19 protein-coding genes are annotated in these 16,386 nt (G+C 56.0%); 8 read left to right on the forward strand and 11 right to left on the reverse strand.

Going from position 1 to position 16,386, the window contains the following annotated elements; translation table 11 throughout:
- Positions 1–4 precede the first annotated feature (4 nt).
- Together accD and C1J03_RS01660 are read left to right on the forward strand one after the other, a co-directional pair.
- Entirely contained in the window at positions 5–952 is a 948-nt protein-coding gene (accD, locus tag C1J03_RS01655; RefSeq protein WP_114883060.1) for an acetyl-CoA carboxylase, carboxyltransferase subunit beta, read from the forward strand.
- The gene (locus C1J03_RS01660; protein ID WP_114883061.1) at positions 949–2,223 is read left to right on the forward strand and encodes a bifunctional folylpolyglutamate synthase/dihydrofolate synthase; all 1,275 of its coding nucleotides are present in this window, start codon (positions 949–951) and stop codon (positions 2,221–2,223) included. The genes accD and C1J03_RS01660 overlap by 4 nt, the downstream gene beginning before the upstream one ends.
- Positions 2,224–2,241: 18 nt before the next feature.
- Here C1J03_RS01660 and zapE read toward each other — a convergent pair whose 3' ends face one another.
- Positions 2,242–3,300 (reverse strand): cell division protein ZapE, encoded by a 1,059-nt coding sequence (gene zapE, locus C1J03_RS01665; protein WP_114883062.1) that lies wholly within the window; start codon positions 3,298–3,300, stop codon positions 2,242–2,244.
- A 117-nt stretch (positions 3,301–3,417) separates the two neighbouring features.
- Here zapE and C1J03_RS01670 point away from each other — a divergent pair, with 117 nt between their 5' ends.
- Positions 3,418–4,656: an MFS transporter gene (locus C1J03_RS01670; RefSeq protein ID WP_114888794.1), complete on the forward strand. Its 1,239-nt coding sequence runs from the start codon at positions 3,418–3,420 to the stop codon at positions 4,654–4,656.
- A 116-nt stretch (positions 4,657–4,772) separates the two neighbouring features.
- Here C1J03_RS01670 and C1J03_RS01675 read toward each other — a convergent pair whose 3' ends face one another.
- The 5 genes from C1J03_RS01675 to C1J03_RS01695 all read right to left on the reverse strand — a co-directional run bounded on the left by C1J03_RS01675 (position 4,773) and on the right by C1J03_RS01695 (position 8,644).
- Positions 4,773–5,693 (reverse strand): ornithine cyclodeaminase family protein, encoded by a 921-nt coding sequence (locus C1J03_RS01675; protein WP_114883063.1) that lies wholly within the window; start codon positions 5,691–5,693, stop codon positions 4,773–4,775.
- Positions 5,690–6,310: an HAD-IA family hydrolase gene (locus tag C1J03_RS01680; RefSeq protein WP_114883064.1), complete on the reverse strand. Its 621-nt coding sequence runs from the start codon at positions 6,308–6,310 to the stop codon at positions 5,690–5,692. Before C1J03_RS01680 ends, C1J03_RS01675 begins: the two co-directional genes overlap by 4 nt.
- A 46-nt stretch (positions 6,311–6,356) precedes the next feature.
- Positions 6,357–6,812, reverse strand: coding sequence for a YaiI/YqxD family protein (locus C1J03_RS01685; RefSeq protein WP_114883065.1), 456 nt, complete (start codon positions 6,810–6,812; stop codon positions 6,357–6,359).
- A 6-nt stretch (positions 6,813–6,818) separates the two neighbouring features.
- Positions 6,819–7,652, reverse strand: a complete 834-nt coding sequence (fghA, locus tag C1J03_RS01690; RefSeq protein ID WP_114883066.1) for an S-formylglutathione hydrolase — start codon at positions 7,650–7,652, stop codon at positions 6,819–6,821.
- Between the two features lie 62 nt (positions 7,653–7,714).
- Positions 7,715–8,644 carry an AEC family transporter gene (locus tag C1J03_RS01695; protein WP_114883067.1) on the reverse strand — a complete coding sequence of 310 codons (930 nt, stop codon included), beginning with the start codon at positions 8,642–8,644 and terminating at the stop codon, positions 7,715–7,717.
- A gap of 207 nt (positions 8,645–8,851) precedes the next feature.
- On the opposite strand from C1J03_RS01695, the gene C1J03_RS01700 reads away from it, so the two are divergent.
- Together C1J03_RS01700 and C1J03_RS01705 are read left to right on the forward strand one after the other, a co-directional pair.
- Positions 8,852–9,469 carry a TetR/AcrR family transcriptional regulator gene (locus C1J03_RS01700; RefSeq protein ID WP_114883068.1) on the forward strand — a complete coding sequence of 206 codons (618 nt, stop codon included), beginning with the start codon at positions 8,852–8,854 and terminating at the stop codon, positions 9,467–9,469.
- Entirely contained in the window at positions 9,466–9,747 is a 282-nt protein-coding gene (locus C1J03_RS01705; protein WP_114883069.1) for an I78 family peptidase inhibitor, read from the forward strand. The genes C1J03_RS01700 and C1J03_RS01705 overlap by 4 nt, the downstream gene beginning before the upstream one ends.
- Here the strand turns inward: C1J03_RS01705 and paaK are convergent.
- Both paaK and paaI read right to left on the reverse strand, forming a co-directional pair.
- On the reverse strand, positions 9,744–11,054 hold the full coding sequence (paaK, locus tag C1J03_RS01710) for a phenylacetate--CoA ligase PaaK (protein ID WP_114883070.1): 1,311 nt from the start codon (positions 11,052–11,054) through the stop codon (positions 9,744–9,746). The genes C1J03_RS01705 and paaK overlap by 4 nt on opposite strands.
- Positions 11,051–11,491: a hydroxyphenylacetyl-CoA thioesterase PaaI gene (paaI, locus tag C1J03_RS01715; RefSeq protein ID WP_114883071.1), complete on the reverse strand. Its 441-nt coding sequence runs from the start codon at positions 11,489–11,491 to the stop codon at positions 11,051–11,053. The genes paaK and paaI overlap by 4 nt, the downstream gene beginning before the upstream one ends.
- A gap of 116 nt (positions 11,492–11,607) precedes the next feature.
- Between paaI and C1J03_RS01720 the strand changes: the two genes are divergently transcribed.
- Complete coding sequence (locus C1J03_RS01720; RefSeq protein WP_114883072.1) at positions 11,608–11,955, forward strand: DUF2794 domain-containing protein; 348 nt, start codon at positions 11,608–11,610, stop codon at positions 11,953–11,955.
- A gap of 21 nt (positions 11,956–11,976) precedes the next feature.
- Here C1J03_RS01720 and C1J03_RS01725 read toward each other — a convergent pair whose 3' ends face one another.
- From C1J03_RS01725 to C1J03_RS01735, 3 genes are all read right to left on the reverse strand, one after another.
- Positions 11,977–12,759 carry a C40 family peptidase gene (locus C1J03_RS01725; protein WP_114883074.1) on the reverse strand — a complete coding sequence of 261 codons (783 nt, stop codon included), beginning with the start codon at positions 12,757–12,759 and terminating at the stop codon, positions 11,977–11,979.
- Complete coding sequence (locus tag C1J03_RS01730) at positions 12,756–14,138, reverse strand: leucyl aminopeptidase family protein (protein ID WP_114883076.1); 1,383 nt, start codon at positions 14,136–14,138, stop codon at positions 12,756–12,758. Before C1J03_RS01730 ends, C1J03_RS01725 begins: the two co-directional genes overlap by 4 nt.
- Before the next feature lie 78 nt (positions 14,139–14,216).
- The gene (locus C1J03_RS01735; protein WP_114883078.1) at positions 14,217–14,594 is read right to left on the reverse strand and encodes a hypothetical protein; all 378 of its coding nucleotides are present in this window, start codon (positions 14,592–14,594) and stop codon (positions 14,217–14,219) included.
- A 150-nt stretch (positions 14,595–14,744) separates the two neighbouring features.
- Here C1J03_RS01735 and C1J03_RS01740 point away from each other — a divergent pair, with 150 nt between their 5' ends.
- Positions 14,745–15,395: a carbonic anhydrase gene (locus tag C1J03_RS01740; protein WP_114883080.1), complete on the forward strand. Its 651-nt coding sequence runs from the start codon at positions 14,745–14,747 to the stop codon at positions 15,393–15,395.
- An 8-nt stretch (positions 15,396–15,403) separates the two neighbouring features.
- Positions 15,404–16,384 (forward strand): sodium-dependent bicarbonate transport family permease, encoded by a 981-nt coding sequence (locus C1J03_RS01745; RefSeq protein WP_114883082.1) that lies wholly within the window; start codon positions 15,404–15,406, stop codon positions 16,382–16,384.
- The last annotated feature ends 2 nt before the right edge of the window (positions 16,385–16,386 follow it).

The raw sequence follows: 16,386 nt of genomic DNA on the forward strand, positions 1-16,386 counted from the left end.
GCCCATGAACTGGATTTCGAACTACGTCCGACCTCGGATCAACTCGATCTTTTCGCGCCGTGAAACGCCTGAGAATCTGTGGACCAAATGTGACGAATGCGGGACGATGCTGTTTCACCGCGAAATCAGCGAAAACCTTAATGTGTGCACCAGCTGTGGGCATCACATGGGGATCACGCCGCGTGACAGATTCACTGCCCTTTTTGATGGTGGGATTTTTGCTGAGATCAAGGTGCCTGCACCGACTGCTGATCCGCTGAACTTTCGCGACCAAAAGAAATACCCCGACCGCCTGAAAACCGCGCAAAAAACCACCGGCGAAGCCGAGGCAATGCTTGTTGCCAGCGGGGAAATGGGCCGCACGCCGATTGTTGCCGCCGCTCAGGACTTTGGTTTTATGGCGGGCTCTATGGGGATGTACGTGGGCAACGCGATCGTTGCTGCCGCTGAAGAGGCGGTAAAGCTTAAGCGTCCGTTGATTTTGTTCTCTGCCGCTGGCGGCGCGCGCATGCAGGAAGGTATCTTGTCTTTGATGCAGATGCCCCGCACGACAGTTGCGATTCAGATGCTCAAAGAGGCAGGGCTGCCCTATATTGTGGTGTTGACCCACCCGACCTCAGGTGGCGTGACCGCGAGCTATGCGATGTTGGGCGATGTGCACATCGCCGAACCAAACGCGTTGATTTGCTTTGCCGGGCCGCGTGTGATCGAACAGACGATCCGTGAAAAGCTGCCTGAGGGTTTCCAGCGCGCGGAATATTTGCTGGATCATGGTATGCTTGATCGCGTGACGACCCGACTGAAGATGAGAGATGAGTTGATCTCGATTGTTCGGATGCTGATGGGATTGCCACCTGCGGTGCGTGGTGATTTGCCTGCGCCGTCCGAAGGTGGTGATGTGCCGCACGGCCTTTCGCCCGATGAAGCAGCGCAAACTGTGCCCGAAAAATGAACGCGGCCACCTCGGATGTCATCCTTGAGCGGATGATGGCGCTGCACCCCAAAGTGATCGATTTCACGCTGGACCGGATGTGGAGTCTGCTCGAAGATTTGGGCAATCCACAGAACGATCTGCCGCCTGTGATTCACATCGCAGGAACCAACGGCAAGGGATCAACCCAGGCCATGATCCGCGCGGGCCTAGAAGCGGCTGGCCACAAGGTGCACGCCTATACCTCGCCGCACTTGGCCCGGTTTCATGAGCGTATTCGTGTCGCAAGTGAGCTTATTTCGGAGAGCACACTGACCGCCGTGCTGGATGAATGTTATGCTGCGAATGGCGGCAAAAACATTACCTATTTTGAGATTACAACCTGTGCCGCGATCCTCGCCTTTGCCCGGACCCCAGCCGATTACACTTTGCTGGAAGTCGGGTTGGGCGGTAGGCTGGATGCGACCAATGTGATCGATACGCCGGCGCTGTGTGTCATCACGCCGATCTCTATCGACCACCAACAGTTTTTGGGAAACACATTGCCCGAAATCGCAGGTGAAAAAGCCGGTATTATCAAGCGGCGCGTGCCTTGCATTGTCGGCCCACAAGAAGAGGTGGCACTGGAAGTTATCGAACAGATCGCTACTCGGCATGGCGCACCCTTGTCGGCTTATGGTCAGCAGTGGCATATCAACCGCGAGGCTGGGCGCATGGTCTACCAAGACGAAACAGGTCTTTTGGATCTGCCTATGCCCAATCTGCCCGGTGCGCATCAGGTGCAGAATGCTGGCGCTGCGTTGACCGCCCTCCGGCACCTTGGTTTGAATGCGGATGCCTGTGAGGCAGCCGTTACAACTGCCTTTTGGCCAGCACGCATGCAGCGATTGCGGAGCGGCCCGCTAATTGATGCGGCAGGCGCAGCGGAAGTTTGGCTGGATGGCGGTCACAATCCAGCGGCAGGCAAGGCTCTTGCCGCCCATCTATCTGAGCTGCCCAAGCGAGCGACCTACATGATTTGTGGAATGCTCAACACAAAGGACATCGGTGGTTACCTGCGTCCTCTTACGCCGCATACGACGACGCTTTTTGCGGTCTCAATTCCAGGTGAGGCAAATACTTTGCCCGCGGCGACCACCGCCGAAGCGGCTAAGTCCGAAGGTATCAATGCAGAAGTGGCACAAGATGTGCAGAGCGCTGTTGCACAAATTGTCCAAGACGATCCCACAGCACGGATTCTTATTTGCGGATCGCTTTATCTGGCTGGCAACATCTTGCGAGAAAACGCTTAAGTTGCAGTTAGCCGGTGATCAAAGACCCCAGCCCTCTGCTTGCATCTCGTGTAGACGCGAAGCTGTGCGCTCAAACTCAAAACTGCCTTCGCCTTCTAGGTACAGCATCTCGGGTTGGGCAGCGGCAGAGCAAATCAGGCGCACACGCGCCTCATAAAGCGCGTCGATCAGGGTCACAAAACGTTTTGCTTCGTTGAAATTGCTGCGCCCCAGCGTCGGAATATCATCAAGCAACAAAACACGCACCGCTTCGGCCAGCGCGAGATAATCACCGGCCCCCAATGCGCGTCCGCACAGATCATGAAACCCCGACCGGGCCACTGCATTGCGAAACGCGGGGATCACCACGTCGCGGCCCTTAACGCGCAAGGTCAAAGGCTCCCCTGCACCGCCTGCCAAATCGTCCCATACGGCATTCATCGCACTGCGGCTGTCAGCGTTTACGGGGCTGAAGTATATTTGGCTACCGGCCAGCCTGTCTTGGCGGTAATCCGTCGGGCTGGTTAACTCCCACACTTCCATCTGGTCTTTGATCAACTCGATAAAGGGCAAAAACAAATCTCGATTCAGCCCGTGTTTATACAGGTCGTCCGGCACGCGGTTGGACGTCGTGATCACCACCACCCCAGCCGCAAAAAGCGCCTGAAACAACCGCCCCACGATCATCGCATCGGTGATGTCGGTGATTTGCATCTCGTCAAAAGCGAGCAGTCTGACGGACGCGGCAACATCTGCAGCCACAGGTGCGATCGCATCATCCACGCCGGTTTTGCGCACCTCGTGCATGGCTCCGTGGATTTCCTGCATGAAGGCGTGAAAATGCACACGACGCGCCGGGATATCACCTATGTTGTCGACAAAAAGGTCCATCAACATTGATTTGCCACGTCCCACGCCGCCCCAAAGATACAGCCCCTTTGGCGGCGCGACAGGCTTGCGAAATAGACCTTTTTTGATCGGCACCAACAGTGCATCGCGGATGCGATCAAACTCCGGCAAAACAGCCTCTTGCGCAGGGTCGGCGCGCAGGCTGCTGTCGGCGATCTTGGCATCATAGATTTCGCGCAAACTGGTCATGAGATAGTCCTAACCTTCCGCCTGAGGTTTGAAAAGCAACCTGTCCTGTGCAATTTCCTAAATTGACCCAGCGGCCAAACAAACGCACTCTGTCGTGACCTTTTCGGAGCCTCAATGATGCTGCCACGTACGCCCCTTTTCTCGCCCGTTCTAATTGTGGGCTGCGTCATCATCATGGTCAGCTTCGCTATCCGCGCGTCCTTTGGCGTATTCCAAATACCGATCGCTGAGGAATTCGGCTGGCTGCGCGCTGAATTTTCTTTGGCCATCGCAATCCAAAACCTCGCATGGGGGATTGGCCAACCCATATTTGGGGCGGTTGCCGAAAAAATCGGCGACCGAAAAGCAATTGTGATTGGCGCGATGGTTTTTGCACTGGGGATGATGTTATCTGCGGGAGCCACCACGCCCTTTGAACATCAAACCTACGCTTGGCTAGTGGGATTTGGCATTGCGGGAACCGGGTTTGGCGTCATCCTCGCTGTGGTTGGACGGGCCGCGTCGGATGACAACCGTTCCATGGCGTTGGCGGTAGTCACGGCAGCAGGCAGCTTTGGGCAAATCTTTGGGCCACCGCTTGCTGAATGGATGCTGGGGTTTATGCCTTGGCAGTCGGTCTTCATGATTTTTGCGGTCCTGATTCTGTCGGTTCTCCTGACCCTGCCCATGATGCGCGCACCTGTGGTTAATACCCGCGTCGAGCTTGAAGAAACCATGGGGCAGATGCTCGTAAAAGCCTTTCGCGACCCAAGTTATACGTTGATCTTTTTGGGGTTCTTTTCCTGCGGCTATCAGCTTGGTTTTATCACCGCGCATTTTCCAGCCTTCGTGACCGAACTGTGTGGGCCAATTATGGTGGGCGGGGTACTTCACAGCATTGGTGTCACCACGACCAGCGCACTGGGGGCCGTTGCGATTTCGCTCATTGGGATGGCCAATATTGGAGGGGCCTTGCTGGCAGGTTGGGCCGGCAACCGGTTTTCAAAGAAGTACTTGTTGGCTGGCATCTATACGGGCCGAACGATTGCAGGGGCACTCTTCATTATGTTTCCGATCACCCCAACCAGCGTCATCTTTTTCTCCATCGTGATGGGCTCACTGTGGCTGGCAACAGTACCTCTGACTTCGGGTTTGGTCGCGTATATCTATGGGGTGCGCTATATGGGCACGCTCTACGGGATCATCTTTTTCAGCCACCAGCTGGGCAGTTTCTTAGGTGTTTGGCTGGGTGGGCGGATGTATGATGCCTATGGCAGCTACACCACGGTGTGGTGGATCGGGGTAGGCGTTGGGGCGCTAAGTGCCGTGTTGCATCTTCCGGTCCGCGAAAAGCCATTGGCCGTGCAGACTGCGTAACTTTTGTTGGTCTAAGGCTAAGTTATTGCGATGCCTTTAGCCGCACATCTGGAATTGGAGAGATCACGCCGGCACAGGCAGCGCGACTATTTCAAGGGTTGGGACGACGATCGGGCTTAATGCGTGTCCTTCCAGCGCTCCAGTATGTAGCGGCTTGTCAGCAGGTCCAAATGTGCGCCACCGCCATTTTTACACAGGGTGATTTCGTCATCATTCTTGCGGGTGAAACGATCTAGGTCGTAGTAATCTGCCACGACATCCTCGCGTTTGAACGTGCCTGCCTCTAAAGGGATTTTCAGTTCACCGATGTGCCCCACGGTGGTGTCTATGCTGTCGACAAAAACCCGCGCTCGCGACAGAGCCATATCATCAACCTCGCGCATGTTGGGGCGATAAGCGCCAATAAGGTCGATGTGCTGACCGGGTTGGAGCCACTCGCCCTTAAGGACCGGTTCCGTCGACATGGTCGCACTGCCGATAATATCAGCTCGCGCGACGGCGTCTTGCAGATCGGTCGCAACCTCAAGGCCCGCGATCTCTGCTGCCATCGCTTCTGCGCGGGCAAGGGTTCGGTTCCAGACCATAAAGCGGGCTTTGGGGAACGCCGCGGAATAAGCGCTGTGCAGCGCACGGGTAACTGCTCCGGCCCCGATCAATAGAATGGACCGGCTGTCGGGGCGGGCAAGCTTACGTGCAGCAAGAAGGCTGTCGCCCGCAGTTTTCCACTTGGTCACAAGATGAAAATCAATGATCGCTTCGAGCGTGCCATCCGCATCATTGTAGAGATTAACGCCCCCATTGATGTTGGGTTTGCTCAAGGCGCTATTTTCGGGAAACACGGTCGCAGATTTCACCGCCATACCCATTCCATCGATCCACGCCGCCCGGCTTAGCAATGTGTCCTTACCGCGGTAAAGAAAAGTATCGCCAATCTCAGCCTTGGGCAGTTGGTGGCCCGCAGCCAGCGCATCCGTGAGTGCAAGCCAGTCCAATAAGGCTTCGCCCTCGGCAAAGGGTATGATCGGTATCTGGGTCATAGCGCTTGTTCGCGGGTCAAAAGCCCGGATTCAACCAACCTGTCAGCCCAGCCTTGCGGTCCCTCGAAATGATGCGTCTGCCAGCCCCGTGTGGCGGCCGCTTCGATATTCTCGACCCGATCATCGGTGAAAATAACGGCGTCGCCATTGAGCCCGGTGCCTTCTTCAAGAAGTGCGTAGATCTGTGCATCTGGTTTGGTGACCTGCATATGCCCGGAGATATAATCGCCGTCGAATGCGCGCAAAAACGGATAGTGGATCGCGGCCAAATCATATGTCTCGATGCCAAAATTGGTGAGCGATACGACAGGTATTTTATTGGCCTGAAGCGCCTTCATCAGGCGGACGGAATGGTCGATCACGGGGCACGCCATTTCGATCCAGCGGTCGTGCCACATCATGATTTCGGGATGCCAGTCGGGATATTGTGCAGCCAACGCGCGGACGGAATCGCCGAAATGTGCGCCACGGTCGACATCGTCATTCATGGCTTGCAGATCAACAGCAGAAAACATCGCACGCCGCCGCTCAGCACCGATAACGTCATCATAGAACCGCTCGGGCAGCCATTCGATCAATACGTTGCCAATGTCAAAAACCACCACCTTGGGCGTCATATGTAATTCCTTCTGCAGTCGCTCATGCGGAGCACGGACCGTGCCTTCAGACCTGCCGCGCAGCCGCGCGCAATTCGCGCTCTAGTGCTTCCAGAAAACGGGAGCGGTCTGCTTTTGTAAAGGCTTTGCCGCTGCCTTGCCGAAACGGATCAGCCGCGCGCAAGTCTGTCATGAGGTCTCGTGTGGCCAGCACATTGCCAATATTGGCTGATGTCAGTGCCTCGCCGTTATGCTTGAGCACCCGCGCGCCCGCTTCGACGCAGCGCGCTGCCAGCGGGATATCCCCTGTGACGACGACATCGCCCTTGCCACAACGCTCTGCGATCCAGATATCCGCAATGTCAGGTCCGTCAGGCACGATTACGGTCTCTACCAATGGGTTCTGCGATGGCCGTAATCCGCCGTTTGAAACAACATACATCCGCACCTTATGGCGCGTAGCGACACGTTCGGCTTCTTGTTTGACGGGGCACGCATCTGCGTCGATATAAAGTGCTGTCATCGCAGTTCACTGCCCATAAAGCGCCTCAGCGTGGAAGGACACGTGGTCTTCCATAAAGGTCGAGATGAAGAAATAGCTGTGATCATATCCGGGCTGCATGCGGAAAATTCCCTGCTGGCGGCGTGTGGTCATTGCATTCGCAAGTGCTTCAGGCTTCAGCAGATCCAAAAACTGATCCTGCGTCCCTTGATCGATCAGCACTGGCCCATCAAAACCTTTGTCCAGCATCAGCACGGTTGCATCATGCGCAGTCCACTCGGTTTCATCTGCGCCAAGATAAGCCGTCAGTTGCTTGCGGCCCCAATCGCTTTGCGTGGGGTTAGCTATAGGCGCAAACGCCGAAACGGAGCGATACCGGCCAGGGAGGGACATCGCCAATGTTAGGGCACCGTGCCCGCCCATCGAATGCCCGGTGATTGCCTGTCGCGTCATATCGATTGGAAAATTCTCGGCCAATAGGGCAGGCAGTTCTTCCGCCAAATAGCGCCACATCTGAAAATGCGGGGCCCATGGATCTTGGGTTGCGTTGACATAAAACCCAGCCCCTTTGCCCAAATCATAGGCCTCGTCATCCGCCACGTTATCGCCGCGCGGTGAGGTATCTGGGAAGATCAATGCGATGCCTTGCTCTGCCGCCCAAGATTGCGCACCGGCTTTCGTCATGGCGTTCTCGTGGTTGCAGGTCAGGCCGGACAGGAACCATAGGATCGGTACGGGGCCATCCTTTGCCTCGGCAGGCAAAAATAGACCAAATGTCATGTCACAGGCGCAGGCATCGGAGGCATGGCTCACGACATGTTGGGTGCCACCAAAGCAGGTGTTCTCAGAAAGGGTTTTCATCGCGGCAGGCTCCTTTTGTGCTGATCTATGGCTACCTGCGCAGCAGGCCTACAGCAAGGGGCCTAGGTAGCGGTGAGCCAAGCGATCACGAGGCTGACCGACACAATACTAAGCGCGGTTGAGAGCAGAATGGCCGCCGACACCCGTTGCGGCGCGACATTGTAATGCTGCGCCAGAATGTAGACATTTCCCGCGACCGGCAGGGCCGCAGCGGAAATGATGACGGTTGCTTTGAACGGATCGACCTTGAAGACCACAAAGGCTGCAAAAGCCACAAACAGAGGGTGCAGCACCAATTTACAAAAACTGAGCCAGCCCGCGATACTTATGCGCTCTGCAGATTTGGACGCAAGCGACGCACCGATGGCAAAGAGGGCGCCGGGGGTTGCTGCGCCGCCAAGGATCGCGAGGAATTCATTTAGCGGCACCGGGATGGGTATCGACAGGCCTGACCAGATCAACCCAAGCGTCATCGCCACGATCATCGGATTTTTAATCAGCCCAAGGCCGACTGTTTTCAAAACCTGAAGACTCATCCTGCCGTCTCGCGATCCGGTGATCAGAATAACAACTAAGGAAGAAAACAAAATTAGGTCCACGGAGAGCGCCAGAAGCACCGGGCCAATCGCCTCTGGTCCCAAAAGCAAAGTCAGCATCGGCACGCCCAAGAAACCCGTGTTTCCAATCACCGCGCATTGCGCTTCAATTGCTGTGGTCGCAACATCGAGTTTGCGCAGAAAGCAAACGACCGTCGCGATGCCGTAGACAAATGCAGTGCCCCATAAATACGCCGCCACCATTCGTCCGTCCCAGACATCCGCGAGAGAGAGGTTCGCAGAAAAACGAAACAACATCGCCGACAGGGCAAAATAAAATACGAATTTGGTGAGATAGGCAGTCGCTTCAGTTGTGAAAAACCGTGTTCGCCCAGCCCAATACCCAATCCCAATGATGGCAAAGAAGGGTAGTGTTTTGAGGAAGATGGCCAGCATAGCGACAGACTTAGCTAGCTAAGTTTTTGGGCGCAAGTCTGTGAGGTGCCTCAACTTCCAACGCTTTGACGCGCTTTAGGATTTTGTCGTCAACAAAGCGGTAACAAAAGCCCTGGCAAAGCGTGAAACGCAGCGGAAAAGGAAAATGGGGCTTGGAACTAAACCGTTCGGTTTATACTGTGGGCGCTGAATATTCCGGGGCTCAACATGGTTGTGACAGACGACATTATCCACAAGGGCCGCAAGTACGATCAGGTGCTTGATGGTGCGCGGGATGTTTTTATGGTTGATGGCTTTGAAGGAGCCAGCGTTGACGATATCGCGCGGGTGGCCAATGTATCCAAGGCGACGCTTTATAAATACTTCCCCGACAAGCGGATCCTCTTCATGGAGGTCGCCAACGTCGAATGTCAGCGTCAGGCCCGTGCAGTGCTGGACAGGGTCGATATGGCCGCGGAACCGCGCGGCGTTCTTGGCCAGACAGGACGGCATTTTCTGGGCTTTATCACCAGTAAATTGGGGCAGCAGATATTCCGCATTTGCGTGGCTGAATCGGATCGTTTTCCTGAACTGGGACAGCAGTTTTATAATTCTGGCCCTGCCACGATGCGCCGCGAAATGGCGTGCTATTTTGAAGCATCTGAGGCCCGTGGCGAACTGAAGATTGAGGATCGAGAGCTTGCCGCTGAACAATTCGCCGAGCTTTGCAAAGCAGAACTGTGGGCAAAACTGGTGTTTGGTGTTACCAAAACTGTAACGCAGGCTGAGATTGACCGGGTGGTTGATAGCGCAGTCGAAACATTTATGGCGAGGTATGGAACATGAAATTTATCCTGATTGGTGCATTATTTTTGGCGGGCTGTGCGAACACGCCAACCGCAAATACGGCAGCGTCGACCGGCGTGGCGCAAGGTGCCTCCGATACCTGTAATGCCGCGGCCTACGCAGGTTTAGTTGGTCAGGACGCCGCATCCGCCCTCGCGGTGCCTGAGCCGAAGCGGAGCTACGGCCCTAATGATGCTGTTACGAGTGATTACTTGGCAAACCGCGTCAACATCGAGCTCGATGATACAGATACCATCGTTGCGATTACCTGCGGCTAGGCTTTGGGCCGATTGTCGATGATGCGCACTGCTTTGCCTTCGGACCGAGGCACCTGACCTGCATCCGCGACATCGACTTGAACGCTGATCCCGACGGCTTGTTTGATTTGTGACGATAGGGCGTGCGCAGCAGCGGTGCGCGCGTCCGGTGACATTGATGCGTGGGCGCATTCGCACAACACGCGCAGCTTATCCATCCGGTCCGGGCGGCTAAGTTCGATCTGGAAATGTGGGGCGAGGGCTGCAACCGTCATCAAGGCTTCTTCGATCTGCGTCGGAAAGACATTCACGCCACGCAAGATGATCATGTCATCGCTTCGCCCGGTGATTTTTTCCATCCGCCGCATGGTGCGCGCTGTACCAGCTAAAAGCCGCGTCAGGTCCCGCGTTCGGTATCGAATAATGGGAAATGCTTCTTTGGTGAGCGAGGTAAATACCAGCTCGCCCTGTTCGCCTTCGGCTACCGGTTGGCCTGTTTCAGGGTTTATCACCTCTGGATAGAAGTGATCTTCCCAGATGTGGAGGCCGTCTTTTGTCTCTACACATTCGCACGCAACGCCGGGCCCCATGACTTCACTCAGACCGTAGATATCGACCGCATGCATGTCAAAAGCCTGTTCAATCTCAAGCCGCATCGCGTTGGTCCAGGGCTCTGCACCAAAAATACCAACCTCAAGTGACGAGGTGCGCGGGTCTAGGCCCTGTGCGTGGAATTCATCCAATATCGACAAAGCATAAGAGGGTGTGACGGTGATGCCCTTAGGTTTGAAATCATCAATCAGACGGACCTGTCGCGATGTCATGCCGCCTGAGATCGGCACCGTCGTCAGACCCAGCGCATCTGCACCGAGATGGATGCCTAAGCCACCCGTAAACAGTCCGTACCCATATGCGTTGTGCAGCATATCGCCTCGCTGCAAACCAGATGCGCGCAGAGATCGTGCAACCACATCGCCCCAATTTTTGAGGTCCTGATCGGTATAGCCCACGACGGTCGGCTGCCCAGTGGTGCCCGATGACGCATGGATGCGCGCCACATCTTCGCGGGGTACGGCGAACATGCCGAAGGGATAATTGTTGCGCAAATCGGCTTTGGTCGTGAATGGGAATTTTGCCAGATCGCTTAGGTCTTGCAGATCGTCAGGATGAAGCCCCGCCGCATCAAAGCTGTCCTTGTAAAACGGCACATTGTCGTAGGCATGGCGCAGCGACCATTTCAGGCGATCAAGCTGAAGCGTCGAAATCTCGTCCCGCGAAGCAATCTCAATTGGATCAAGCGATGAAGGGGCAGGAGTGAGGTCTTTCATTCGGATGTACTTTCCTCAGGGAAATGCTGGCCTTTGATGCGGCGCGACAGGCCGCGAAAAAGTGCGACACTCCGGCCATCTCCGCCCGTTACGGTCACGTCATATGTACCTGATCGCCCTCTGATGGACACCTCAACCGCCGTCGCGGTCAAACGTTCGCCAAGTGCGCCGGGAGTAAGATAAGTAATCTGATTTTGCTGGGCGAGGGCCAGTTGGTTGTAACTGTTGCAGGCAAAGGCAAACGCACTGTCAGCAAGCGTAAAGATGTAGCCGCCGTGGCAAATCTGATGACCATTCAGCATGGTGGCGGTCACTTCCATCGACAAAGTCGCCGCGCCGGGGGCGATAGCGTCGATTTGCATGCCCAACGAGCGCGACGCAGTATCGTTCGCCATCATCGCCTCAGCGCTTTTTTCGGCTCGGGCTTGGGGAGTCATCGTAACACCTCAATGTGTTTCAAGTTCGGAAGAGGATCAACTATTTCGGTAACGCTTTCAAGAGAATTGATCGGTGACACTTGATTTGACCTGCCAAGAGCGCGACTGTCAAAGTTATGACATCTCCGTTCCAGACGCCGCCACAGATTTCTGACCATCCAGTCGAGCAGATCGCCTTTCACCGTACTGAATTGGCGATCATTCTATCGCTCTACGGCCGTATGGTAGCTGCTGGAGAATGGCGCGACTACGGCATTTCCTGTCTACGCGAAGTAGCTGTATTCTCGATCTTTCGGCGGACTGCCGAGGTACCGCTTTACCGCATAGAAAAGCGTCCCAAGCTACGCGGTAGGCAAGGAATGTATGCGGTGATCGGGCCTGGTGGCCAAATACTGCGTCGCGGACACGACCTTAAAGCAGTCATGCGGGTACTAGAACGAAAACTGATTCGGGCGGTCGACTAACTGCTTCTCAATGAAGGGGCGTCAAAGCAGACGCTTGTGCGCTGTGACTGGCCCGTCTGTTTGTGCAATGCGGGTGATGGCCTGCGCAATGGGTTCATAGCTCACCGACATTGTGTGCGCGTTGGCGTGGATCAAAGTCTTCGGGCTGCAGACAATGGCCACGTGACCTTTCCAGAAGAGTAAATCATTGCGTTGAAGGGGCGTACCATTTGGCAGCGCGGTGCCCACTGAGGCCTCCTGCATATCGGCATCGCCGGGGCAGGGGATGTTGCATGCGATGCAGGCCATCTGGACGAGGCCAGAGCAATCAATGCCCTGACGGCTGTTGCCTCCCCAAAGATACGGCGTGCCCACAAGCATTTCAGCCATGACTGTGGGATCATTGGATGGCTCAGAAATTGGCTTGACGTGTCGGCGCGGGATGAACCCTTGGGGCGTTTGGACAAATGATCCTTCTTCTTTCAGAACCGTCACCGTACAGCCAAAGCTGAGCGGCATCTGGTCCGGGCTTTTCATATCTGCGCGGAGGTAAACATGGCTGGCCGGGTTGCTGATCCGATGGCTAGGCGTAGTTTCAGCGCCTAGGCTTTGCGTCTCAACATATCCGCAATACCCATCCAATTTAGCCTGGACATAAGACCACCCGCCCTGTTGTGACAAAACCTTAACGCTGGCCCCTAGCAAAAGTTGACGATCGCGTGGGCCTTTTGGTGTTCGGCAAAGATCGGTGATCGGCCTAACCAATGAGGCAGGCGTGCGGGCCTCCACCAGCGCAGGATCTGGGGTTAAACGCGGATCGGTCATTTGCCCAAGATGTCGTCGAGGCCCGCAAAAAGAGCACGCGTAGCTTGGCCAACGCCGCCTTTGTGCCGGGCGGGTGCGGCGCTTGGTTGCCAGCCATAGATATCAAAATGGGCATAGGCGCTTTGGGTGACAAAGCGGCGCAGGAAAAGCGCTGCGGTGATACAGCCCGCAAATCCGCCCGACGGCGCATTGTCCAAATCGGCGATACCGGGTTCGATCATCGTTTCGTAAGGATTGTGGAAAGGCATGCGCCAAACCGGATCGGCAATCCGGTTTGCAGCGTTTTCAAGCGCTGCGCAAAAGGATGGTGCATCGCTGAAATAGGGTGCGAGGTCAGGACCGACCGCCACCCGTGCTGCCCCCGTCAGGGTCGCCATGGAAATGATCTGATCCGGCTTTTCTTCGTCTGCTAGCGCTAACGCATCCGCTAAGACCAACCGCCCTTCCGCATCGGTGTTGTTAATCTCAACAGTCAAACCTTTGCGCGAGGTCAAGATATCTTGGGGCCGGAACGCGTTGCTTGAGATTGAGTTTTCTACGGCCGGGATCAGCACACGCAACCGGACCTTAGTGCCCGTCGCCATAATCATATGCGCAAGGCCAAGTACGGCGGCAGCACCGCCCATATCTTTTTTCATCAGACCCATCGATGCTCCGGGTTTGATATTCAGCCCGCCGGTGTCGAAACAAACCCCTTTGCCGACGAGCGTCAGCGTGGGCCCGTCCTCCCCCCAGCGCATGTCGATAAGACGGGGCGCACGGTCGGCGGCACGGCCAACCGTGTGGATCATGGGGAGGTTATTTTCCAAGAGCGCGTCGCCGGTGGTGACTTCGATCGTCGCGCTATGGGTTATTGCTAGGTTGCGCGCCGCGTCTTCGAGGTCGGGCGGCCCCATGTCAGATGCGGGCGTGTTGATGAGGGTGCGGGTCAGCGCCTCGCCGTTGGCGATCGCCTCGACTTTGGCCGCGTCAACGCCCGCGGGCGCAACAAGAAGTGCGGCCATCGGAGCGATTTTACGGTAGCGGTCAAATCGGTAGCCCGCCAAGAGCCAGCCGAGCGCTTCGGTTTCGGCGGTGTCATCTGGTAAGCCGCTGGCAATAGCATAGATACCTTTGGGCAGTTTGCTGGCAGCTGCGGCCAAATGAAACCGTGCCCGTGCGCGGGTTGGTGCAGTACCCCACCCAACAAGAGCCATGGCAGGGCTACCATCGGAACCCGCAATAACCAGTGCCTGCCCCAATCCTGCTGTGAATGTATTGGCAGCGACCCAATTTTGAATTTGGACCGACTGATCCTTCAGCCATCCTGCAAGCGCATCTTTTGACAAAATATGCAGGGGAATTGATGCAGCGGATGGATCGGCGAAACACAGGGGCATGGGACGGCAAGCCTTTCAGCGGGGGTACATTTGCCCGCAGCCTAGCTTTTCCTGCACCCGTCGCAAGGGACGGTTTTGTCAGATGCCCAAATCCTCGATATCCCAAATTGCTGTCAGCGACCGTTCCCCAATGCGCAACAGCCGTGACAAGGTCGCTGCAAGGGAAACTGGATCGTCAGCATCGATGCAGCCCGTCACATCACCTGCTACCAGAGCAAGCCGTTGCATTCCAATTTGCTCGGCAATCGCTATCAGCGACCGGACATTTTTGCGTAACTCTGGCATACGACCCTCGCGGTAGAGCGTATCGCACTGCGTCATCCGCAATGAGAGTTCCTCCAGTGCGCGACACACTACGTCTTCTGCGCCTGCTTCACCCAGTTGCGTATAAAGCGCCCCAAGTCTTTCCTGATCAACACTGACAGGTTCCGACGGTCGTATTTGCATGACCTGCATTCTCATTCACCCTTGAACCAAACCCCAACACACGGTGGGACATTACGCGGACATTGGTTCCCAAATGGTTGAGGTCAAAGCCCGTTTTCGCTCGAATTCGCGTTGAATTCGCAGTATCGAGGCAAGGCAATTGCAAGAAGGACCGCAGAGATGGATCGTGCCAAACCGCTGCCAAACTATCTTATTCAGCGCTACCACGGCTGGAAAGCAACGAGTTACGCCGAAAATCAGGCTTGGTATCGCAAGCTGGCGACGGATGGCCAGCATCCTCGGGCCATGGTGATTTCATGTTGTGACAGCCGGGTTCACGTGACCTCGATCTTTGGTGCTGATCAGGGCGAGTTCTTTATTCACAGAAATATTGCGAATCTGGTACCGCCTTACCTGCCCGATGGCGAACAGCACGGCACGTCGGCTGCGGTGGAATATGCGGTTCGTGTGTTGAAGGTCGCGCATCTGATTGTGCTGGGCCATTCGAACTGTGGTGGCGTGCAAGGGTGCATAAACATGTGCCAGGGCGAAGCCCCCGAACTGGAAGCCAAGGATAGTTTTGTTGGACGTTGGATGGATATCCTGCGCCCCAAGTTTGAGCTTGTGCGCGATATCGAAGATCCAGCTGAACAACAGCGCCAACTTGAAAAACACTCGGTGATGATCTCGCTTGAGAACTTGCTTACCTTTCCTTGGATTCAGGACAAGGTCGACAGCGGCGAGATGACACTCCATGGCATGTGGACAGACATCGCTGAGGGCGGACTTGAATACTACAGCCCCACCACGGAGTCGTTCCAACCTGTTTAGGATTATTAGTGTCTGACCTCCTCAGCCTTGCTGCCGACAATTTACTTTCGCCGATCATCTTAAGCTTTGTGCTGGGGCTGCTGGCCGCACTTGCCCGTTCGGATCTAAGCATCCCCGAGGCAGTCGCGAAGGGTATGTCAATATATCTCCTCTTTGCGATTGGCTTTAAGGGGGGCGCGAGCGTGGCTGCCTATGGGTTGGACGCCCGACTAGGGATGTCGCTTTTGGCAGGCGTTTTGTTGTCTGCCGCGTTGCCGTTCATCGCCTTTGGCTTACTGCGTGTCATGACGCAAATGAGCCGTCTTGATGCCGCGGCTGTGGCAGCACATTACGGGTCGATTTCCATCGTGACCTTCGTTGCGGCCACGTCAGTGCTTGAGGGGCGCGGAATTCCTTCGGAGGGCTACATGGTCGCTGTTGCCGCAGCGATGGAGGCCCCCGCGATCCTTTCAGCGCTCTGGTTGGTGTCACGTGGCGGCGAGGGCGCACGTAGGATGGACAATGCTCTGTTGCGGGAGATCATGCTTAACGGCTCTATCGTGTTATTAATCGGGGCGTTTGTGATCGGTTGGGCCACGGGTGAAGACGGGCTTGCGGAAATTTCCAGTTTTATCGTGTCACCGTTCAAAGGTGTGCTCTGCCTTTTCCTCTTGGACATGGGGCTGGTCGCGGGGCGTGGTTTGCGCGGGGGCGGCGCTATCTTGCGGCCTGGCGTGCTGGCATTCGGTATCGCGATGCCGCTTGTAGGCGCGAGCGTTGGTTTGGCCGCGGGCTTGATGCTGGGCCTTTTGCCCGGCGGCGTTGTGTTGATGATGGTGCTGTCTGCATCCGCCTCCTACATTGCCGTGCCTGCCGCGATGCGCGTAGCACTGCCCGAGGCGAACCCATCGCTCTATTTGACGTTGTCACTTGGGGTGACTTTTCCGTTCAACCTGACCGTCGGTATCCCGCTTTATGTGGCGGTCGCCCTTGCAGTCACCGGAGGCTGAAA

This window comes from Sulfitobacter sp. SK012 (assembly GCF_003352085.1).
GTDB lineage: Bacteria > Pseudomonadota > Alphaproteobacteria > Rhodobacterales > Rhodobacteraceae > Sulfitobacter.